Below are 16,795 nucleotides of genomic sequence, written 5' to 3'. Positions count from 1 at the left end.
TGTACTAACCCATAATACTGACCTAATCTAGTTTTCTTTCACCCATAAGTCCATATTATATTGTTTACAATATTCAAACATAGATACAGTATTAGGATGCTTTATCCCAAATTCCTTGACTTGCGGTTTACCAAAAAACTTATAACTAAATAAGTTTTTTGCTTTACATGCAGCTTTTGCTCCCTGACTATATAAGTAGCTAACTTGAGCTACATTCTTACGATTACCTCTATATAAATAATAATATATGCTATAAGCTTTATTATAGGATTCTATTGCTGCTTTCATATTATCTTGGGCAAATAGAATATCACCTTGCACTACGTAGCTTATTGCTAGCTCTGGAATTTCCAAAGAATCCGTTTCTTTGGAAGCCATACGCTTACAGGCTAAAAATATAGAGATAGTCTGCTTAATATGTTCTAAAGCTTGGTCTAGCATACCTAATCCTAACTCACTTCTTGCCATTATACGATAGATTTCACCAAGTATTTCAGGAGTTTTGCAATGTTCACATAAATTATATAATTTCTTAGCTTGCTCATATGCTTTTTGGTATTCTTCAAGATAATTTAATATTTCTATTTTAAATATATAAGGAGATATGAGAAATAGATCATCAGGACTTAGCCCATTTTTAATACATATTTCTATAGTTTTATTAATTTCCTCTAATGATTCAGTTTTCCCTTGTATAAATAATAACTGTGCTTTAATAAAATGTATATGGGCTAGGTCACTTTGATCTATTAAACCGTCATTGAGCATTTGTTCTATCATTAGAATGTTTTTCTCAGCTTCTTGCACCTCTCCAAATACAATATTACACCTTGCTAAACTATAAAATAGAGTCCATTTGTCAGATTCATAACCTTTGACATCCTCAAACATTTCTTGTGATCTTATAAAATACTTCATTGCCATTCTATAATTAGAATAACTCCTATAATAATTACCTATTGTTTGCATATACTTTAAATATACATATTTTTCCTTATTATTCATTAACCATAACTTAAATTTTCCTTCCTGATCAACTTTATTAAACCAGTTAATCTTCTTTTCTGCAATAGAAACATTCAAAGAATTGCTATGTTGGATCATTATGTGATAATTAAGTTCCATAATCTTATAGATATTTGCATTATATCTTTCTGAATTTCTTAAAATTATTTCAAAATTTTCTTGCATAGTTTTAGTTTTTATAAAAATACGAGCTTTTACTATGTTATGTGGTATATAATTCATTAATTTGCTAATAATATCCTCTAAATAAGCTTTATTATCACAGCTACCATTAATCTCAGCTATTTTCTGGGCGATAACATCGTGCATTTCAAAGATAGGATTAGTGTCGTTAGAATCAATATTAGATATTAAGGAAAATTTAGAGAGTTGGTAAATATCGTCTTCAATGTACTTTTATCGTCAGTAATACAACTTAGTAATTCTTTCGAGAAGCTTTGATTATTTATCAGGGCTATCTTATTTAGTAAATTTTTAGCACTTGGCTCTAATTCATTGATAGCTACTATAATGTTCAATTTAATTTGATCTGATGATTGTTGGATTTTGTTCTTATATCCTTCTCTATCTAGACCTTGTACATTATTTAGCAATTGCACACCTTGTACTATCAGGATAGGATAACCAGCAAATTCTTCGCCCAAGAATTCTGCTAATTTTGGATCGTTATTTTCTAGAATATTGCTAGCAAGGATATTGACATCACTTTTTCCAAAGACAGTCATTTTAACTATGGTTGGTAATATTTCACTATCTTGGGAGCAGAATATAACATGCCCGTTATGTTCCCAATCAACGAATTCTTGAACTTTTTTATTTCCACCTATCTTTAGATTATCAAATATTATTAGCCATTTATCTTGATTCGATAAATAACTCATTACTTCTTTTCGTATTAATTTTATATCTTCTGATATTAGATCAGATTTAGAAGTAGCATTAATAGCTTTTGCTAGGTTCTGTGAAGTTTTGTAAAAAAATAAATTAAAAAGAAGGAGAGGTAGTGTATTTTCTATTTTAGACAATCAAAAACACTACCGGAATGAATTATCATATAAAAATCAGAGAATGGCAACAAATTATTGAAATATTAAGAAAAAGAAAAGATATAAAAACAAGAAATGAGGATAAGCTTAGACGATTTATTGAAGCAATATGGTACATAACACGTTCAGGATGCCAATGGCGGTTGTTACCGAGTGTTTATGGTTCATGGCGAGCAGTGCATATGAGGTTTAAAACTTGGTCTAATAAAGGAATATGGACCGATTTGTTTGAGCAAGTACAAGCTAATCCTGACATGGAATCAACAATGATTGACGCTACTATAGTTCGTGCCCATGCATGCTCAGCAGGTTATAAAAAAGATAGCCAAGATCAAGAAGCTTTAGGGCGTAGTAAAGGAGGTTTTACTACTAAAATCCATGCCTTAGTTGACGCTCTTGGTAATCCTTTAAAGTTTATTTTAACTGCAGGTCAAAGACATGACATTACACAAGCCAACTCATTGGTTAAAGATATTAAAAATACTATGCTCCTTGCCGATAAGGCATATGATAGCAATGCTTTTATTGAGCAGCTTGAAGAGCAAAATTGTATAGCTGTTATTCCATCAAAAAAGAACCGAAAACAGCAAAGGGAGTACGATAAACATATCTATAAAGAACGTCATTCGATCGAATGTTTTTTTGGTAAAATTAAACATTTTAGACGAATTTTTTCGAGATTTGATAAAACTGCTACTGCTTTCTTGTCTTTTTTGCAATTTGTTGGAGCTTTTATATGGCTTCGTTAGAAAACTTCACAGAACCTAGTTTTAGAAATTCTGCATTAATATCTAAATTACAATCAATAAACCAAATAAGTTTATAATCATTTTTATTCTCATAACAATACATTCTAGCAAGTTGGGTTTTCCCCATACCACTGATACCTATAATACTTGCTTGCCGATACTTAATTAAGTTGTTCTTGAGTAGATTTAGTTGTTTGACATGATTGACAAAATAAGTAACTGGTGTAACAAAATTAGATATTTGTTGTTGAGCGAATGAATTAGGAGGCATTATTAATATTATTAATAATATTAAATGTTTATTCATTTCTTTTGCTAGTTAATTGGTTTCAAAAAATTACATTATTATACCTAACCTGATCTATTGCCTTGAACCAAAATTAGTACTAACTAGTTAACTTGATTATAAAGCATTTGTGTTCTTGCGTAGTTAATTGGTTTATTTCTTGGAATTTCTAAAAAATATTCTAATTGCCATGCTTGAGTTCTTTTAGCTTGCTTGTTTACAACAATGTCCCAAGGTGGGTATACCCTTATCGCTCGCTTACCACCTTGGTTATTATGAGAGATTATATCATGTTTATACAAAGCAGATTGTGGAAATATAAATTGACCAAACTTATCTCCTTTACTTGTTGTCACAATAAAAAGATCAATTGAATCTGCAATGTCATATGGCTGAATTGGTCCATCTCCAATTCTCTTCCATAGTGTTACAAACTGACCAATCTTTGTAGGAGTAATCTTAGCAACACGAAATCTAACATTCATGGAATTTAATTTGAATATGTAGGCTCCATATTCAATACTTTCCTTTTCCATTACTGGTTCAGAGCATCTAAACTGACATGGATTATATATTAGCTCTCTAGATGCAATAAGCTCTGAGTGGATTGAACCATTAGTACTCCAAGGTTTGCTGGTAGAATTACAAATAAGATTATTCACACAATACTCTATAGATTTGTTAAAAATTCGGACTAACACTTGAATGAGTCACCTTTTCTTATAAATATCCAGTTATTCAACAAAAGGGTATCATGAACAAAATTTACAACTTATGCTAGTACTACAGTTGTAGATTGAATAAATTTGAGTATTTTACTTACAATTGCCGCTATAGCTAACTAGAATAAGTTCTATATAATTCCTTTGTCATTGCGAGGAGCTACTTTAGTAGCTACAAAGCAATCCAAAAGTTATTAGAAATGGATTGCCACGATCACTCTCGTGGTCTCGCTAATAGACGGAGACTATCTAAAACTCTAACGGATTAGATATAAATGTACAACTGTATCATAGTTTTAGTCTAGATAATTCCCAGTTTTTATAATCTACCACTGTAGTACTAGGTAAGTTTGTTGTAAAAATACGTGCTGCTACATTAACATCCTTATAGTTACATAAGCAACTAGGATGTGAAGGTTTCTATTGGTAGTTGGTATTTCTAGATATCTGACAACTCAACTATTTATGGTCATCCACCCTTAGCTGCTCCGACTCCCTTCCCTTGGCTACTAATACGAAAAGCTTCACTTTTATTTTTGCTTAAAAAACCATTAAAATCTTCTTTTGTGAATTTAAACTCCGCAATATTCTTTGCTGGACTTTTTCCCGTATCCAATCTTTTATCTTGTTTTTTATCAATAGCTAATAATTCTATAAAATCTTCTTTAATTTTACTTGATGTTGTTGGAGCATTTAAGGTCTTGATTAGTGATTCTAATGCCTTAGTATCATTTCTGACTTCTTTACTGCGGTTAGTTGCTGCAAGTATTACATAATCCTTTAAGACTCTCTTATTATCTTTACCTTCCCAACGTTTTGAAGTACAAAAAGATAAAAGTGCATCAGCTTTTACGTCATGACTCCGAGTAGCATCACGATCCTGCCAACTTTTCTCAGTTTTAGGCGGCGGGATTACATAGCCTAACATTTTCTGAAAGAATGTTTTATTCAAATTTTCATTATCATAAACCTCATAGACGTTTAGAAGAAATTTCTGATGTTCAAATGTTTTATCTACCCCTTCGCCTAGTTCATAATTATCTACCCCTTTACCTAGTTCATAATTATCTAAATATTCCAAAGTCTGAAAACGACCTTTAATATGCAAATAATCTGCACATCTTTGAGCATCGTCAAAATCAAGAGTGCCTATACCTTTAGTATTTAATGGCACCATGTATAACGCATTTTCACGTACCTCATCAAGAGTGTCTTCATTAGTTTTTGTATATTGAAAATACCCACCGACCCGAGCCAAAGCTTTGTATACTACATCCATTAAAAATTTTACTAAAGCACTTGGACTGTCAAAAGGCTTGGCACTATAGATAGCTACATTTATTGGATCATCCATACCACTACCAAAAGCAAGAGCCAAAATCCTACCTCGCTTTTTTGCTAAAGTGACATCTTCAAAACCATCTAATTCTTCAGCATTCACTTTACTCTCATTTTCAGGAAAGTACCCCATAGGTACATTGTCTCTATATCCCCCATCAACATATTCAGCTCCATCAATTGTTACAGGTTGAAAAACTATGGGAATTGAAGCTGAGGCACGACAGGCTAAAGCAATTTCAACATCAGGGCTATTTTCCGCACTAAAAATTTGCAACGTACCATTATCTCGCCTTACTGCAGTAATTAATAAATCTTTAAATTGATCTGAATCGACAAGCCTTAAAAGAGCTAAATCCTTAAAAAGAATTTTCCCACCACTTTGACATTTTTCCATTAATTCACTGAAATCTTTACCATTGGAATCTATTATAGTTTGAATTTTATCAAATTGCTTATTTAGCTCTTGTTTTTGAAACTCCAACCCTTGAATATTTTCATTTATATCAGTAATCTGCTTACTATTATCACCATCTTGTTGTTTTAATTGTTCAATTGAGTTTAAAAAATCTTGCTTTTTTTTCTCTAATTTTTCTAACGAATGTGATATCCTATCATGCCCCACTTGACAGAGCTCTACAAAGTTCTTGCCCTTTAAAAAATTAGATACACCTTTCCTTATAGTCTTATCTAAAAGATCATATAAGGGCATACCATCCTTGCCAATCTGCACCGGACCAGCTGAGAATCCTTGTGTGCCAAGTAAACCTTTTAGGTGGGTCTCTTTTGAAATTTTTTCAAATTCTTCAGGAGCTATACCGCATGCAACCATTGCAGCACTTATCGCACCAGCAGATGAGCCGGCAACCGCTTTGATCGCTCCAACTACCCTAGATTCTGCCAAAGCTGCATAAACACCAGAATATATTGCTCCCTTAGCTCCACCGCCACTAAAAACCAAATATTCAACAGGAGTTTCCTGCCTTTCCTGCATTTCTTTTTGTAACTTACTCATAAATTTCACTCAACATTTAATTTATATAGCTAACCTGACAAGGTTCTTGAAATCTCTAGTATCATTACGAAAATCTACTTCAGTAGCGACAAAACAATCCCAAAAAAAAGAACCATAACCTCACTCTAATGATAACAATTTTTCATCTTCTATTATAATCTTTCTGCCTAGTAAATTTGGTAGAAGATAAGAAGAATCCTGTCCCGATAACTAAAAATACTGAAACGGGAAAAATACTAGCAATCATAAAATGTCCAAGCACCGATAAAACTAAAGTAGTAATACAGACCATTATCATAAATATAACAGCACTAATTCTACCTTTTTTTGTTATGCTTTCATAAACCTCAATACTTTTAATATCCATTTGGTGTCTATGTGTTTGTTCTTTTTCTGCCATGACCATTAATTTTGCCAAAGTTCCTGGATAAAGATTTTCATATTCTTCCATTAAATCTATAGGCGGCAGAACATGCTCTAACTTCTTACGATAAAAGCTATTATCTGTTTCTCTAGGATTATTATTAACTTTTGAATATCCTTTATTCAACCTATTATTATTAGCAAAAAAACTTTTACTCTCTTTCATATTCTTTTTTTATTTCTCGAAATGTTAAATTAATATCTTTTTCTATTTTAATAAAATACTCAAGCAGATTTATCTCTGGCTTTTTTCTTATCGTCGTTTTAGATATTCTAAATATACTAAAAAAACCTGTTAGGAAATGCCTTATAAAGTCTTTATTCATTTTTTCTTACTCTTTAATACCTTTCCTAAAATGTCATCTTGAATTTATGGGATGTCATCCTGAATTTATTTCAGGATCATTTTTTGTATATTTTAGATCCTGAAACAAGTTCAGGATGACATTCGTATAAATTCAGGATGACTCCTCATAACTGAAACAAGTTCAGAATGTCATCATTCTTAAATCCCTCTAGATCACTTTTATAAAGTTATCATCAGGAATAAATGGTTCTCCTCTGAAATTTACTGCATTGTTGAATTTATTGCAACAAGTCATAAAATTTTTATCACAACCAGCAATGAGCTGTACAGTCTGATTATGTTTCACACTATCAGGAATTAATTGATCCAATGTGACTACATTTCCAGAATGACTAATGATCTTACTGCAAAATTGACCATTAGCCAAAATAGCATCTCCGTAATTAAAATAACCATTTTCTTTATCAAGATTTGAGATAACCATAGTTCTACCAAACATTTCCTTAATATTATAGATATGACTATAAACTGTTTTATCTATTTTGCATTTCAAATCACCAAAATTAGCACGACATTTCTTACTAAAAGATTGCAGTAACGACTGGTTATATAGTTCTATATTGGGTTCTAAATGCAAAGTAAAATCTAAATCCCTTTTAGTATAACTAGTACAGTGATAAGTAACAAAATGCTTACAATAGTTATCACAACAAACATATATTTTGACCATAGCTTGTGTCAAATCGTAATGCTGTTCTACTCCATTAATCTCAAAAACCCCTTCTAAGATAATGTAATTCTTAGCAGAATCATTAAATTTTCCTTCTTTTAAACTCATTCCAGAATTTGGAATAAATGTCATGTCATAAATCGATAAAGATTTATCAGATTCAGTAAGGTACAATTCAAAACCATCTTGTAACGTGATATGAAAACAATAAGTAAAATTTTGTAATTCTGTTATGGAATTATCAATATATTCGGTCATATAACCTCCATTAACTCTATTTGTGATAATTCTATTGATCCATCAGAAGAATAAGAATATTCAAAGCTATAATTAGTAAATCGCACAGCTACATCAAAAATAAAGTTACCTGTCAAAATTTGACCTTTATCTAAAGGGCTTGGTAGGGTTACTAATCCACTATTATAATCAACTTCAACTTTCAAATTGACACCATTAACATAGAATTCTTCGCTACCAGATACCGGTTTATTAATTGTTCTAGCATATGGCAAAATTGAATCCTCATATAATTTAACCAATTGACATTGAGTTAATTTCCCATCCCCTTCAGCAATAAATTGCCCCGATACTTGATAATCGACATTATCCCTGAAGCGAAAGGCAAAATTTCCGCCCCTTCTTGCTCGAAAAAAAGCACTAAATTGCTCAAATTCAAGACTACTCAGACGACAATTTTTAATCAAATATTTTTGTCTAGCATATTCTCTATCTAAACTTCTTACTTCTCTACCTGACAATGTCGCAGCACAAGAAGTAGCAAATTCCGGTTTACCAACAGCAAAAGTTTCAATAAATTCCGGCATACGTATATCATGAAAATTCATAATTTCTCCTAATATTTAATAATTCACTTACCTTACACATAGAGTTTGAAAGACATACGGAAAATAGCACAGTGTCATTGCGAGACCACGCGAGTGGTCGTGGCAATCCATTCCTGGTCACTTTTTTGGATTGCTTCGTCGACCTATGGTCTTTCTCGCAATGACGAGTTATCTAAAACCCCTTCCTCTTCTAACTTTCGACAGCTATACCTCTTTGTTATGTATACCCCCTTGTTGTTTATGTTCGATTTTCTTATCATTCCAATGCTATAAGGTCATTCTCTATTAGCGACCTAAAATCCTCATCCATATCAACAAGCCATCTTTTTACATCCACTTTAATTGGCAAATCAGATTCTTCCAATTCTTCTTATAACTCAAACAATTGTTGATCATCTACTACTTCCATAATACAAAGATCAAGATCAGAAAACTTCCTGTGACTACCTTTTACACGAGAACCGTATGCTTGAAATGTATACGGATATTTCTTTAAGATAGATTTTAATAACAAAAAGTCTTTTTGCTCAAGATTGATCATCTAATCTCTCCAAATTTTTTAAAAACTCGCGTAACATGCCAGAGAAACTATCAAAAGTTGCAATAACTTGCTCTACATTCTTGATATCATAAGTATGTACTGTGAGATTTCTAATCTTAATAAAATCAAACCAAGCAGCAGGATCTGAAATTAACCCGGCAGCAGCAGCCTCACGAAACACTTCACGTGGGGTATAAGCATTTTTCCCTTGGACCTCTAACAATCGCTTCATTGTTTTCCAAGTTAACTCATAGCAATATTCAAATGCTTGAATTGCCCCGGCTTTATTTTGTTCAGTATCTAAATTAAGACGAAACTCCTCAAACTTATTATGCGCCTTTAGTAAATTACTAATATCAATATTGTCAATCAAATACACCATTTTTTACCTTAAAATTATTTAGTTCTAATTGAAGTGACTCCTCGCAATGACGTAGAGGCTATCTAGACACTTATATCATAATTTAAAGATATAAGGTGTCTAGAACTTTAACTGGTTAGCTATAGTTCTTAATTATCCCCATAATGACTCCACATACTTAGTATCTTTATCCTCTTATCTAGCATATCTACTTCATAAAATAATCTATGTTGCAAATTAATCCTTCTTGAATAAGCCCCCAAATACATACCTCTTAACTTTTTAAAGGGCGGCGGATTTTGAAATGGATCATTACCTATAATTTCTAATAACTTGTATATTTGCTTCTGCAAAGGTGATTTTTTAATCTTTTTAAAATCTTTACAAGCATCGCTAGTAAAATACAAACTATACATCTAAGCTAATCTACCAGTTTTGTCTTACAATCTTTAAAATCAGTAGCAAGACCTTTAATTATGGATTGGCTTAATTCATTATTTGTTGCTACAAATAATGTCTCTTGAATATCTTCCCAGTCCTGCTCTGAAATTAAAACTGCTGCATTTCTTTTACCTTTTATTATTGTTGGCTCATGATTCTCTGCTACCAAATCTATCAATTTATATAAGTTCTTTCTAGCTTCACTAGCTATTAAATATGTCATAATTGCTCCTTTTAAAATGTTAATTAATAGTACTATATATGGTACTGTTAATCAATATCTTTTATCTCTTTTACTATAGACTTCTTGCCAATTTTGCTTCCTTTTAATAAGGCTTTGTAATCTATGGTAAGCTTAGTAGTAATAAGGTCAGAACTACGTTGAAAATTTATATTACAAGCTTTCATACCAGCAACAATGTAATCTTGAAGAATACACGAATTAGCTGTTAATTTATTAGTAATTTTCTCAGCCAATAAAGTCAAAAGCCCCTGGTTTTTATCCCTAGCAAAAACACTTATCTCAAATTCTACCTGGTAAATATCCTGACCTAATCTTGAAATATTTTCAACTTTCAAAATATTTATTAGTAAGAACGGATATTTTGCATCTTGGACTACCGATATATAAATCCGATCAACACTAAGCCTAATATCTGGGTCACCTGATAATAAGTTATATAGAGTCATGTGAAAATCATGAATAAAATTAACAGACATATATTTCTAGCCCTATGATATTCAAGAATTTACTTTTTTCTTCAACGTTAATAACCCGCTTAATTTCAAATTGCCTATCTCTAAATGATATACGCATCTTGGTGGTAATACCTGTAATAAATCTCATTTTAAACACATAAAACCCTTCGGTCATAATATGACCAAAATTCAAGTGTTCTATCGAAGCAAATCGATTATCAGAAATAGGTTTTATTTCAGCATAAGTAGAAAATTTCTCTTGCCATTTCTCTAGTTCTATCTCACTTGTAGAAAAATTCTCCAGAATTCTCACCTGATGTTGTAGAGTACGTGCTACTGATTTTTTCATTCTTACCTTTCCAAAATAATTTGAGTATAGCTAACCCGATTAGTTTTTTTAGTAAAATTACGTCATTGCGAGAAGGCGTAAGCCGATGAAGAATCCATTTTTAGTCACCTTTTGGATTGCTTCGTCGCTACTATAGTAACTCCTCGCAATGACGGAGTAATGTTAAACGTGTTAGCTACATAACTTACTATATTTTAAATTGTCTGTATGCCAGATACAGATTCTTAATTTCTGTTGACAAAGAAGTAGCATTTTGCCTTTCCCTATCATACATTTCTGCTATATGCATTAATATGCCATACTTTATTGAAGCTGGAATATTAATTTTATCATATCCAATAATATATTCAACTATTAATCGATAGTTTTCTAACTTTTTATTCAAACATAATAATGATCGATCCTGATCTAGATAATATTGATCAGATTGCAGTTCAATCAATTCACTACTATTTGTTAAAGTAATTTTTACTAACTTCTTTATTGGTTGATATTTTAATTGAAAATTTTGTTGATTTTTAATATTACAAACAAACTCTACCCGCCTTGTTATTATCGTAAGTTTGGTAAAATTCTCAGCAGCCGTAATTGCTGCATCTATTAAGCCACTAATTAACTCATCATCATAATTTCCTTCTATTCTCATATAATTTTTAACTTCTGCTAAACTCCAAATAGTCTGAGGGATTAACTCAATAATCCTAAAGGTATTTTTTTTATGCATATATCTACTTCACAAATGTTACAAAATAACCTGAACTTGTTTGAATCAACTAAACATAGCAAGCTTAATCGCACTCTGATTCACTACATCACCCCCTACCCTTTTAACTGCGTAAAATTTAACAAACGGCTTGTCGGTATAAGGATCTCTCATTATATTAATACCACCACGATCTATGATCTTATAGGCCGATTTAAAATCACCTATAGCAATTGCCATATTACCTTCCTTTATAGGCGGCATCTCAGAACAGCAAAGCACAGATATACCAAAAATTGTTTGCTTTAAAGAGTCAGACAGCGATTGTTGCCAAATAAAACGACCATTATTATCTTGCAGTTTTTGGATTTCTGATAAAGTAGTACGATTCATTAAAAAAGTAGCATTTGCCAAATATTCTTCATCAAGCAAATTAATGAAATCTAATAATTTTTCTGCAGTAACTCGGTTGCCCATATCAAATTGTTGTATTTTATCATGATCTTTTGGTAAAATACCCTTTGGTCTCTTCTTACCGTCACCATTAATAAACGCATCATTTTCTGCTTTGACAAAACTATCTCTTAAACGCTCTGTTAACCAGTTCTCTATTCTAATAGCTGAGTCATCTATCAAAGTCTGGCTAGCTTTTGGCTGAGCATAAAGCTCATGTACAAAAATTCTCTGTTGCTTTAGCTTAGAAGCAGCCGTTTCTTCTCTTGCCTGCAAATCTCCAACCCAACCACTAGCAAAACTCCCCTCTTCAATTACTATATCAAGAGCATTACTAGAAATTGTCTCAATTGATGCTAATTGCCGCATAGGTGATCTAGCGTTAATCTCAGTGATGATACTATTATATAAAGCTGGGACTAATAATACCCCACCTTCCTCAGCCCCACTATTTAGAGATTTTTCAATTAACTCACTTTGGCTACCTTTGCGAATATAATTATTAAAAGCAGCTTTATGCTCAATATCTTGCATCCCCCCTATTTCTGGACGAGATAGAAAATTTTCTAGATTATAAACTTTCTTCTGTAACTCATTGAGTTTCATTTCATTACTATTTTGTTTTGTCATTAATTCTGTATCCATGGTATTCTCCATTAAAATTGAATCTATTTGTTTGGTGATATGCGAAATCTTAGCATGGTAATTGGCTGGGAAAGTCACTATACTAACCTCAATTAACTCAGCTTCTGTGATAATTCTTTGATTTAAGTTATTGTAATTTGCTTGCTTTATATTAAAACCAACAGAAAGACTATCAACTGCCCCTTGGCGGACAAGTTCTATAGCCTCTTTACCTTTCTCGATTTTATTATTAATTATAGCTTCGACTTTTAGACCATAATCATCCTCTGTTAAAGACTTAATTACCCCTATTGGCTGTTGCCAATCATGCTGCCAAAGAAATTTGATGGACGAATGATCGGCTGAGGCAAAGGCCCCTTTAGCAATTAGATCATTCTGCTGATCAGAAATATTATAAACACTAGCATAACCTGAAATAACTACGCTATTATCTGTAACAGATTTTATGACTAAATTTTGAATCGTTTGATTTTGATGTAAGTTTGCAGTATACATATTACCCCATAATTGCAATTACTATAGGTAATATATACTAAAAATCTTTAGCACTAAGTATTTTGGAAAAAAATTATTGATTTTTATCAAAAATTTTTAGTATAGCTAATCCGATTAGCAATACCTCCATATATTAGACACTTAACAAAGCTTATTTAATTGGTGAATAAAGTCTTTTTTGCTGCAAATTATAAGATTTTCTTGAAATAGGTACACTATTCCTTTAAAACTCCTATTTATTATCGCCTAAAAATAGCGCAAAATATAATTATTAGTTATCTCCGACAGTCTCCTAGGAGATAATAAACAGGACGATTTAAAAGTCGCAACTAACGATAGAAGGTGCTAAATTACAGAAACGAATGATTGTCATCGCGAGCCACGAAGTGGCGTGGCGATCCAAATAAACAGCTGGCTAGCTTTATTTTTTGCCGCTGCAACTTCTGGATTGCCACGTCGTCGCTTTGCGACTCCTCACAATGACGTTTATGCATTTTCTAAAACAAATTTTTCTATCATTAATTGAGATTTTTAAATCGCCCTGATAATAAATTCTAAAATAACTGCTTGTATAAGGTAAAAATTTAGTATATAGTGCCTATATCCAAATAAACCGTTTAATACGGTTTATTTGGATATAGAACAATTATTCAAGGAGTAACTAATGCTATTTAGACAACTTATTTCCAAAGTTCGCTATGGGGGTTTATTTAATAAAAATGCCTTATTTAAAGCTGTAAAAACAGGTAATATGCATTCAACAGATCATTTACTTACTAAAGCTAATGTAAATAATCAAGATGAAAATGGCAATACTGCTTTACACTATGCAGTAAAATATAATCGCCTTTCTATTGCTAAAATATTATTAGAATGGGGAGCAGATACAAATATAGCTAATAATAACGGTATGGCACCATTAACTATTTCTACTATACAAAACGATTCTGATTGTATGAAGTTATTATTAGAGAATAATGCCAAGATAACAAATGCAGATTTATATTATGCAATGCGGGGTAATAATATATATAATCTACATACTCTATTAACTAACCAACAAGTACATTTATCCCCTAATATGAGTAGCAATCTAAAGAAATTAGATAGCAATGTAAATTTCTTTCGTCAAGTAATAAAAGATCACTTGTTTAAACATGATATAGATAGCCCTTTATACTGTAATGTGGCTGATATGGATAATAATGTCGCTCCGTTATTAGGAGTAACCGAGGAATAATTAATAGATTTTCCTACCACTAGACTTGCTGCATAAATCAAAATAGTTGAGGGATTTTTAGGAGAAACGAAGCCGAGCACCGCAGCGTACAAAGACGTACGTGAGGAGCGGAGGCGAGTTTCGACAACAAAATCACCAACTAAATTGACTTATGCAGTAAGTCTACTAATTACGACTTTTAAACTGCCATGAATCTGATTAGTTAGATTGATTTACACTAAAGTCTGTGAACAAAATATAGTAATTTAAACTTTGTTCACAGACCATAGGTAGTCTATAGAACATAACACACTTTCTTCACGGCACTAATAACATCTTCAATAGTCGGTAAGGCTAATTTCTCTAAATTAACTGCATATGGTAGAGGAACATCCTTACCCGAGATAATTTCTATGGGAGCATCTAGATAATCAAATGCTTGACTCATTATCATACTAGCTATAGTTGCTCCAATCCCGGCAAAAAACCAACCTTCTTCTATCACAACTAACCGATTAGTCTTTTTGACTGACTGTAATATAGTTTCTATATCCAAAGGCTTGATCGTTCTAAGGTCAATTACCTCGCAGTTAATGCCATTATCCTGTAAACTATTTGCCGCATCTAAAGCCAACTTAACTTGTAAGGAAAATGCTACTATGGTAACATCATCACCCTCAGTAAGTTTCTTAGCTTGCCCAAAAGGAATAGGCTCAATTATTTCTGGAATCTCAAAACTATGACCATAGAGAATTTCATTCTCTAAAAAAATAACGGGGTTGTCATCACGAATAGCCGTCATTAACAGCCCTTTGTGATCTTCTGCACTATAGGGAGCTACTACCTTTAACCCCGGAATGTGACCATAACAAGCTGCATAATTTTGGCTATGTTGAGCGGCAACTCGACTCGCTGCCCCATTTGGTCCACGAAATACTATCGGACATTTAATGGTTCCACCAGACATATAATGGGTCTTAGCTGCAGAGTTAACTATTTGATCCATTGCTTGCATGGCAAAATTAAATGTCATAAATTCAACAATCGGACGTAATCCCGCAAAAGCTGCCCCAATAGCCACCCCAGTAAAGCCATGTTCTGTTATTGGCGTATCAATTACTCTTTTTGCCCCAAACTGATCTAACAATCCTTGGGTTACCTTATATGCTCCTTGGTACTCAGCAACTTCCTCTCCCATAATAAAGATGCTATCATCCTTCAACATTTCTTCTTGCATTGCCTGACGCAAAGCTTCCCGTACCGTTATTTGTGACATCTTCCTACTCATTAAACGTAAATATTAGTATATAGCTCTCTCTCGTCCGGTAGGCTTGAGTTCTCTGAAAATTCAACTGCTTCTGCAATAATATCTTTGACCTCTTTGTCAATCTCCTTCAACTTCTCTTCACTAGCATATTTATGCTCTAGGATTATTTCCTTTATTTGCGATAAAGGATCTTGTTCTTTATAGTTCTCCACTTCTTCCTTACTACGATATTTGGCTGGATCAGACATTGAATGCCCTCTATAACGATAACAATCCATTTCTAATATTATTGGTCCACCACCATTTCTTGTAAATTCTGTAGCCTGCCGAGCATAATCATAAACTGATTCTAACGACATAGCATTTACTCTAAATCCGGTAATACCACATGACTCTCCTTTCTTGTAAAGGTCAGTCATAAAGGTAGAACGAGCTACTGAAGTACCCATAGAATATTGATTATTTTCAATAATGTAAACTACCGGTAAATGCCATAATGCCGCCATATTAAAAGCTTCATATACTTGCCCCTGATTAACTGCTCCATCTCCTAAAAAAGTAAAACACACATTATCAGTATTTCGATATTTTTCAGCAAAAGCAAGACCAGTGCCTATTGGCACCTGAGCTCCTACAACACCATGCCCACCATAAAATTTGTTTTCTACGTCGAACATATGCATTGAGCCACCCTTGCCCTTCGAACAACCAGTTTCTTTACCCATCAATTCTGCCAATACATATTTGGCTTCAGTCCCTGCTGAAATAATATGAGCATGATCCCTATAACTGGTAATAGTATTATCGCCAGCCTGTTTCACTAAATCTATAGCAGTAATTATCGCTTCCTGTCCAATATATAAGTGACAGAACCCACCTATTAGACCCATACCGTACAATTGTCCACATTTTTCTTCAAATCTTCTAAGTAACAATATCTTTCTATAAGACTCGAGATATTGAGTACTATTTAGCTTATATTTCCCAGGAACAATCATCTATAACTCCTATATACTCTCAACTATTTATCAAACGTCATTGCGAGGAACTACTTTAGTAGCGACGAAGCAATCCATAAAAGTGATTAAAAATGGATTGCCTCAACCACTACGTGGTCTCGCAATGACATCCGTTT

Annotated in this window: 20 protein-coding genes and 1 pseudogene; 2 read left to right on the top strand and 19 right to left on the bottom strand. The window is 32.6% G+C overall.

Going from position 1 to position 16,795, the window contains the following annotated elements; genetic code table 11:
* Nucleotides 1-27 precede the first annotated feature (27 nt).
* Together AAGD39_RS00490 and AAGD39_RS00485 are read right to left on the bottom strand one after the other, a co-directional pair.
* Nucleotides 28-1,335, bottom strand: a complete 1,308-nt coding sequence (locus tag AAGD39_RS00490; RefSeq protein WP_341756709.1) for a tetratricopeptide repeat protein — start codon at nt 1,333-1,335, stop codon at nt 28-30.
* A gap of 41 nt (nt 1,336-1,376) precedes the next feature.
* Nucleotides 1,377-2,051 (bottom strand): hypothetical protein, encoded by a 675-nt coding sequence (locus AAGD39_RS00485; RefSeq protein WP_341756708.1) that lies wholly within the window; start codon nt 2,049-2,051, stop codon nt 1,377-1,379.
* A gap of 17 nt (nt 2,052-2,068) precedes the next feature.
* Here AAGD39_RS00485 and AAGD39_RS00480 point away from each other — a divergent pair, with 17 nt between their 5' ends.
* Nucleotides 2,069-2,821, top strand: coding sequence for an IS5 family transposase (locus AAGD39_RS00480; RefSeq protein WP_341756107.1), 753 nt, complete (start codon nt 2,069-2,071; stop codon nt 2,819-2,821).
* Here the strand turns inward: AAGD39_RS00480 and AAGD39_RS00475 are convergent.
* The 15 genes and pseudogenes from AAGD39_RS00475 to AAGD39_RS00405 form a co-directional block, all read right to left on the bottom strand.
* Entirely contained in the window at nt 2,805-3,128 is a 324-nt protein-coding gene (locus tag AAGD39_RS00475; protein ID WP_341756707.1) for a hypothetical protein, read from the bottom strand. The two genes, AAGD39_RS00480 and AAGD39_RS00475, sit on opposite strands and share 17 nt — an antisense overlap.
* Nucleotides 3,129-3,211: 83 nt before the next feature.
* Nucleotides 3,212-3,769, bottom strand: coding sequence for a MepB family protein (locus AAGD39_RS00470; RefSeq protein ID WP_341756706.1), 558 nt, complete (start codon nt 3,767-3,769; stop codon nt 3,212-3,214).
* A gap of 529 nt (nt 3,770-4,298) precedes the next feature.
* Complete coding sequence (locus tag AAGD39_RS00465) at nt 4,299-6,182, bottom strand: patatin-like phospholipase family protein (RefSeq protein WP_341756705.1); 1,884 nt, start codon at nt 6,180-6,182, stop codon at nt 4,299-4,301.
* Between the two features lie 277 nt (nt 6,183-6,459).
* Nucleotides 6,460-6,771, bottom strand: a pseudogene (locus tag AAGD39_RS00460) (DUF2335 domain-containing protein); the annotation flags it as partial.
* The gene (locus AAGD39_RS00455; RefSeq protein WP_341756704.1) at nt 6,758-6,931 is read right to left on the bottom strand and encodes a hypothetical protein; all 174 of its coding nucleotides are present in this window, start codon (nt 6,929-6,931) and stop codon (nt 6,758-6,760) included. The pseudogene AAGD39_RS00460 and the gene AAGD39_RS00455, both read right to left, overlap by 14 nt.
* A gap of 189 nt (nt 6,932-7,120) precedes the next feature.
* Entirely contained in the window at nt 7,121-7,900 is a 780-nt protein-coding gene (locus AAGD39_RS00450) for a DUF2163 domain-containing protein (protein WP_341756703.1), read from the bottom strand.
* Nucleotides 7,897-8,487 carry a TIGR02217 family protein gene (locus AAGD39_RS00445; protein WP_341756702.1) on the bottom strand — a complete coding sequence of 197 codons (591 nt, stop codon included), beginning with the start codon at nt 8,485-8,487 and terminating at the stop codon, nt 7,897-7,899. The genes AAGD39_RS00450 and AAGD39_RS00445 overlap by 4 nt, the downstream gene beginning before the upstream one ends.
* 370 nt (nt 8,488-8,857) lie before the next feature.
* Nucleotides 8,858-9,028 carry a nucleotidyltransferase domain-containing protein gene (locus AAGD39_RS00440; RefSeq protein WP_341756701.1) on the bottom strand — a complete coding sequence of 57 codons (171 nt, stop codon included), beginning with the start codon at nt 9,026-9,028 and terminating at the stop codon, nt 8,858-8,860.
* Nucleotides 9,015-9,410, bottom strand: a complete 396-nt coding sequence (locus AAGD39_RS00435; RefSeq protein WP_341756700.1) for an HI0074 family nucleotidyltransferase substrate-binding subunit — start codon at nt 9,408-9,410, stop codon at nt 9,015-9,017. The genes AAGD39_RS00440 and AAGD39_RS00435 overlap by 14 nt, the downstream gene beginning before the upstream one ends.
* Before the next feature lie 128 nt (nt 9,411-9,538).
* A complete protein-coding gene (locus AAGD39_RS00430; RefSeq protein ID WP_341756699.1) occupies nt 9,539-9,805 on the bottom strand; it encodes a Txe/YoeB family addiction module toxin in 267 nt (88 codons plus the stop codon).
* A gap of 5 nt (nt 9,806-9,810) precedes the next feature.
* Nucleotides 9,811-10,053: a type II toxin-antitoxin system Phd/YefM family antitoxin gene (locus tag AAGD39_RS00425; RefSeq protein WP_341756698.1), complete on the bottom strand. Its 243-nt coding sequence runs from the start codon at nt 10,051-10,053 to the stop codon at nt 9,811-9,813.
* Nucleotides 10,054-10,100: 47 nt separating this feature from the next.
* Nucleotides 10,101-10,550: a hypothetical protein gene (locus tag AAGD39_RS00420; RefSeq protein ID WP_341756697.1), complete on the bottom strand. Its 450-nt coding sequence runs from the start codon at nt 10,548-10,550 to the stop codon at nt 10,101-10,103.
* Nucleotides 10,540-10,878: a phage head closure protein gene (locus tag AAGD39_RS00415; protein WP_341756696.1), complete on the bottom strand. Its 339-nt coding sequence runs from the start codon at nt 10,876-10,878 to the stop codon at nt 10,540-10,542. Before AAGD39_RS00415 ends, AAGD39_RS00420 begins: the two co-directional genes overlap by 11 nt.
* 187 nt (nt 10,879-11,065) lie before the next feature.
* Entirely contained in the window at nt 11,066-11,602 is a 537-nt protein-coding gene (locus AAGD39_RS00410; RefSeq protein WP_341756695.1) for a head-tail connector protein, read from the bottom strand.
* A gap of 45 nt (nt 11,603-11,647) precedes the next feature.
* On the bottom strand, nt 11,648-13,174 hold the full coding sequence (locus tag AAGD39_RS00405; RefSeq protein ID WP_341756694.1) for a phage major capsid protein: 1,527 nt from the start codon (nt 13,172-13,174) through the stop codon (nt 11,648-11,650).
* A gap of 664 nt (nt 13,175-13,838) precedes the next feature.
* Here AAGD39_RS00405 and AAGD39_RS00400 point away from each other — a divergent pair.
* Nucleotides 13,839-14,414 (top strand): ankyrin repeat domain-containing protein, encoded by a 576-nt coding sequence (locus AAGD39_RS00400; protein ID WP_341756693.1) that lies wholly within the window; start codon nt 13,839-13,841, stop codon nt 14,412-14,414.
* A 274-nt stretch (nt 14,415-14,688) separates the two neighbouring features.
* On the opposite strand, the gene AAGD39_RS00395 is transcribed toward AAGD39_RS00400, so the two are convergent.
* Together AAGD39_RS00395 and pdhA are read right to left on the bottom strand one after the other, a co-directional pair.
* A complete protein-coding gene (locus AAGD39_RS00395) occupies nt 14,689-15,669 on the bottom strand; it encodes a pyruvate dehydrogenase complex E1 component subunit beta (RefSeq protein WP_341756692.1) in 981 nt (326 codons plus the stop codon).
* Nucleotides 15,670-15,680: 11 nt separating this feature from the next.
* Entirely contained in the window at nt 15,681-16,658 is a 978-nt protein-coding gene (gene pdhA, locus AAGD39_RS00390) for a pyruvate dehydrogenase (acetyl-transferring) E1 component subunit alpha (RefSeq protein ID WP_341756691.1), read from the bottom strand.
* Nucleotides 16,659-16,795 lie beyond the last annotated feature (137 nt).

The organism is Candidatus Tisiphia endosymbiont of Nemotelus nigrinus (assembly GCF_964026475.1).
In the GTDB taxonomy this organism is placed as follows: domain Bacteria; phylum Pseudomonadota; class Alphaproteobacteria; order Rickettsiales; family Rickettsiaceae; genus Tisiphia.
The sequence above is the reverse complement of the archived record's forward strand: the minus strand, read 5'-3'. Positions and strand labels throughout refer to the sequence as shown.

Excerpts from the sequence above, each read along its gene's own strand:
- AAGD39_RS00480 (WP_341756107.1), top strand. The coding sequence starts at position 2,069 with ATGAATTATCATATAAAAATCAGAGAATGGCAACAAATTATTGAAATA.
- AAGD39_RS00420 (WP_341756697.1), bottom strand. The coding sequence starts at position 10,550 with ATGTCTGTTAATTTTATTCATGATTTTCACATGACTCTATATAACTTA.
- AAGD39_RS00475 (WP_341756707.1), bottom strand. The coding sequence starts at position 3,128 with ATGAATAAACATTTAATATTATTAATAATATTAATAATGCCTCCTAAT.
- AAGD39_RS00445 (WP_341756702.1), bottom strand. The coding sequence starts at position 8,487 with ATGAATTTTCATGATATACGTATGCCGGAATTTATTGAAACTTTTGCT.
- AAGD39_RS00425 (WP_341756698.1), bottom strand. The coding sequence starts at position 10,053 with ATGACATATTTAATAGCTAGTGAAGCTAGAAAGAACTTATATAAATTG.
- pdhA (WP_341756691.1), bottom strand. The coding sequence starts at position 16,658 with ATGATTGTTCCTGGGAAATATAAGCTAAATAGTACTCAATATCTCGAG.
- AAGD39_RS00400 (WP_341756693.1), top strand. The coding sequence starts at position 13,839 with ATGCTATTTAGACAACTTATTTCCAAAGTTCGCTATGGGGGTTTATTT.
- AAGD39_RS00410 (WP_341756695.1), bottom strand. The coding sequence starts at position 11,602 with ATGCATAAAAAAAATACCTTTAGGATTATTGAGTTAATCCCTCAGACT.
- AAGD39_RS00435 (WP_341756700.1), bottom strand. The coding sequence starts at position 9,410 with ATGGTGTATTTGATTGACAATATTGATATTAGTAATTTACTAAAGGCG.
- AAGD39_RS00455 (WP_341756704.1), bottom strand. The coding sequence starts at position 6,931 with ATGAATAAAGACTTTATAAGGCATTTCCTAACAGGTTTTTTTAGTATA.
- AAGD39_RS00465 (WP_341756705.1), bottom strand. The coding sequence starts at position 6,182 with ATGAGTAAGTTACAAAAAGAAATGCAGGAAAGGCAGGAAACTCCTGTT.
- AAGD39_RS00440 (WP_341756701.1), bottom strand. The coding sequence starts at position 9,028 with ATGATCAATCTTGAGCAAAAAGACTTTTTGTTATTAAAATCTATCTTA.
- AAGD39_RS00450 (WP_341756703.1), bottom strand. The coding sequence starts at position 7,900 with ATGACCGAATATATTGATAATTCCATAACAGAATTACAAAATTTTACT.
- AAGD39_RS00395 (WP_341756692.1), bottom strand. The coding sequence starts at position 15,669 with ATGTCACAAATAACGGTACGGGAAGCTTTGCGTCAGGCAATGCAAGAA.
- AAGD39_RS00405 (WP_341756694.1), bottom strand. The coding sequence starts at position 13,174 with ATGTATACTGCAAACTTACATCAAAATCAAACGATTCAAAATTTAGTC.
- AAGD39_RS00415 (WP_341756696.1), bottom strand. The coding sequence starts at position 10,878 with ATGAAAAAATCAGTAGCACGTACTCTACAACATCAGGTGAGAATTCTG.
- AAGD39_RS00490 (WP_341756709.1), bottom strand. The coding sequence starts at position 1,335 with ATGCACGATGTTATCGCCCAGAAAATAGCTGAGATTAATGGTAGCTGT.
- AAGD39_RS00430 (WP_341756699.1), bottom strand. The coding sequence starts at position 9,805 with ATGTATAGTTTGTATTTTACTAGCGATGCTTGTAAAGATTTTAAAAAG.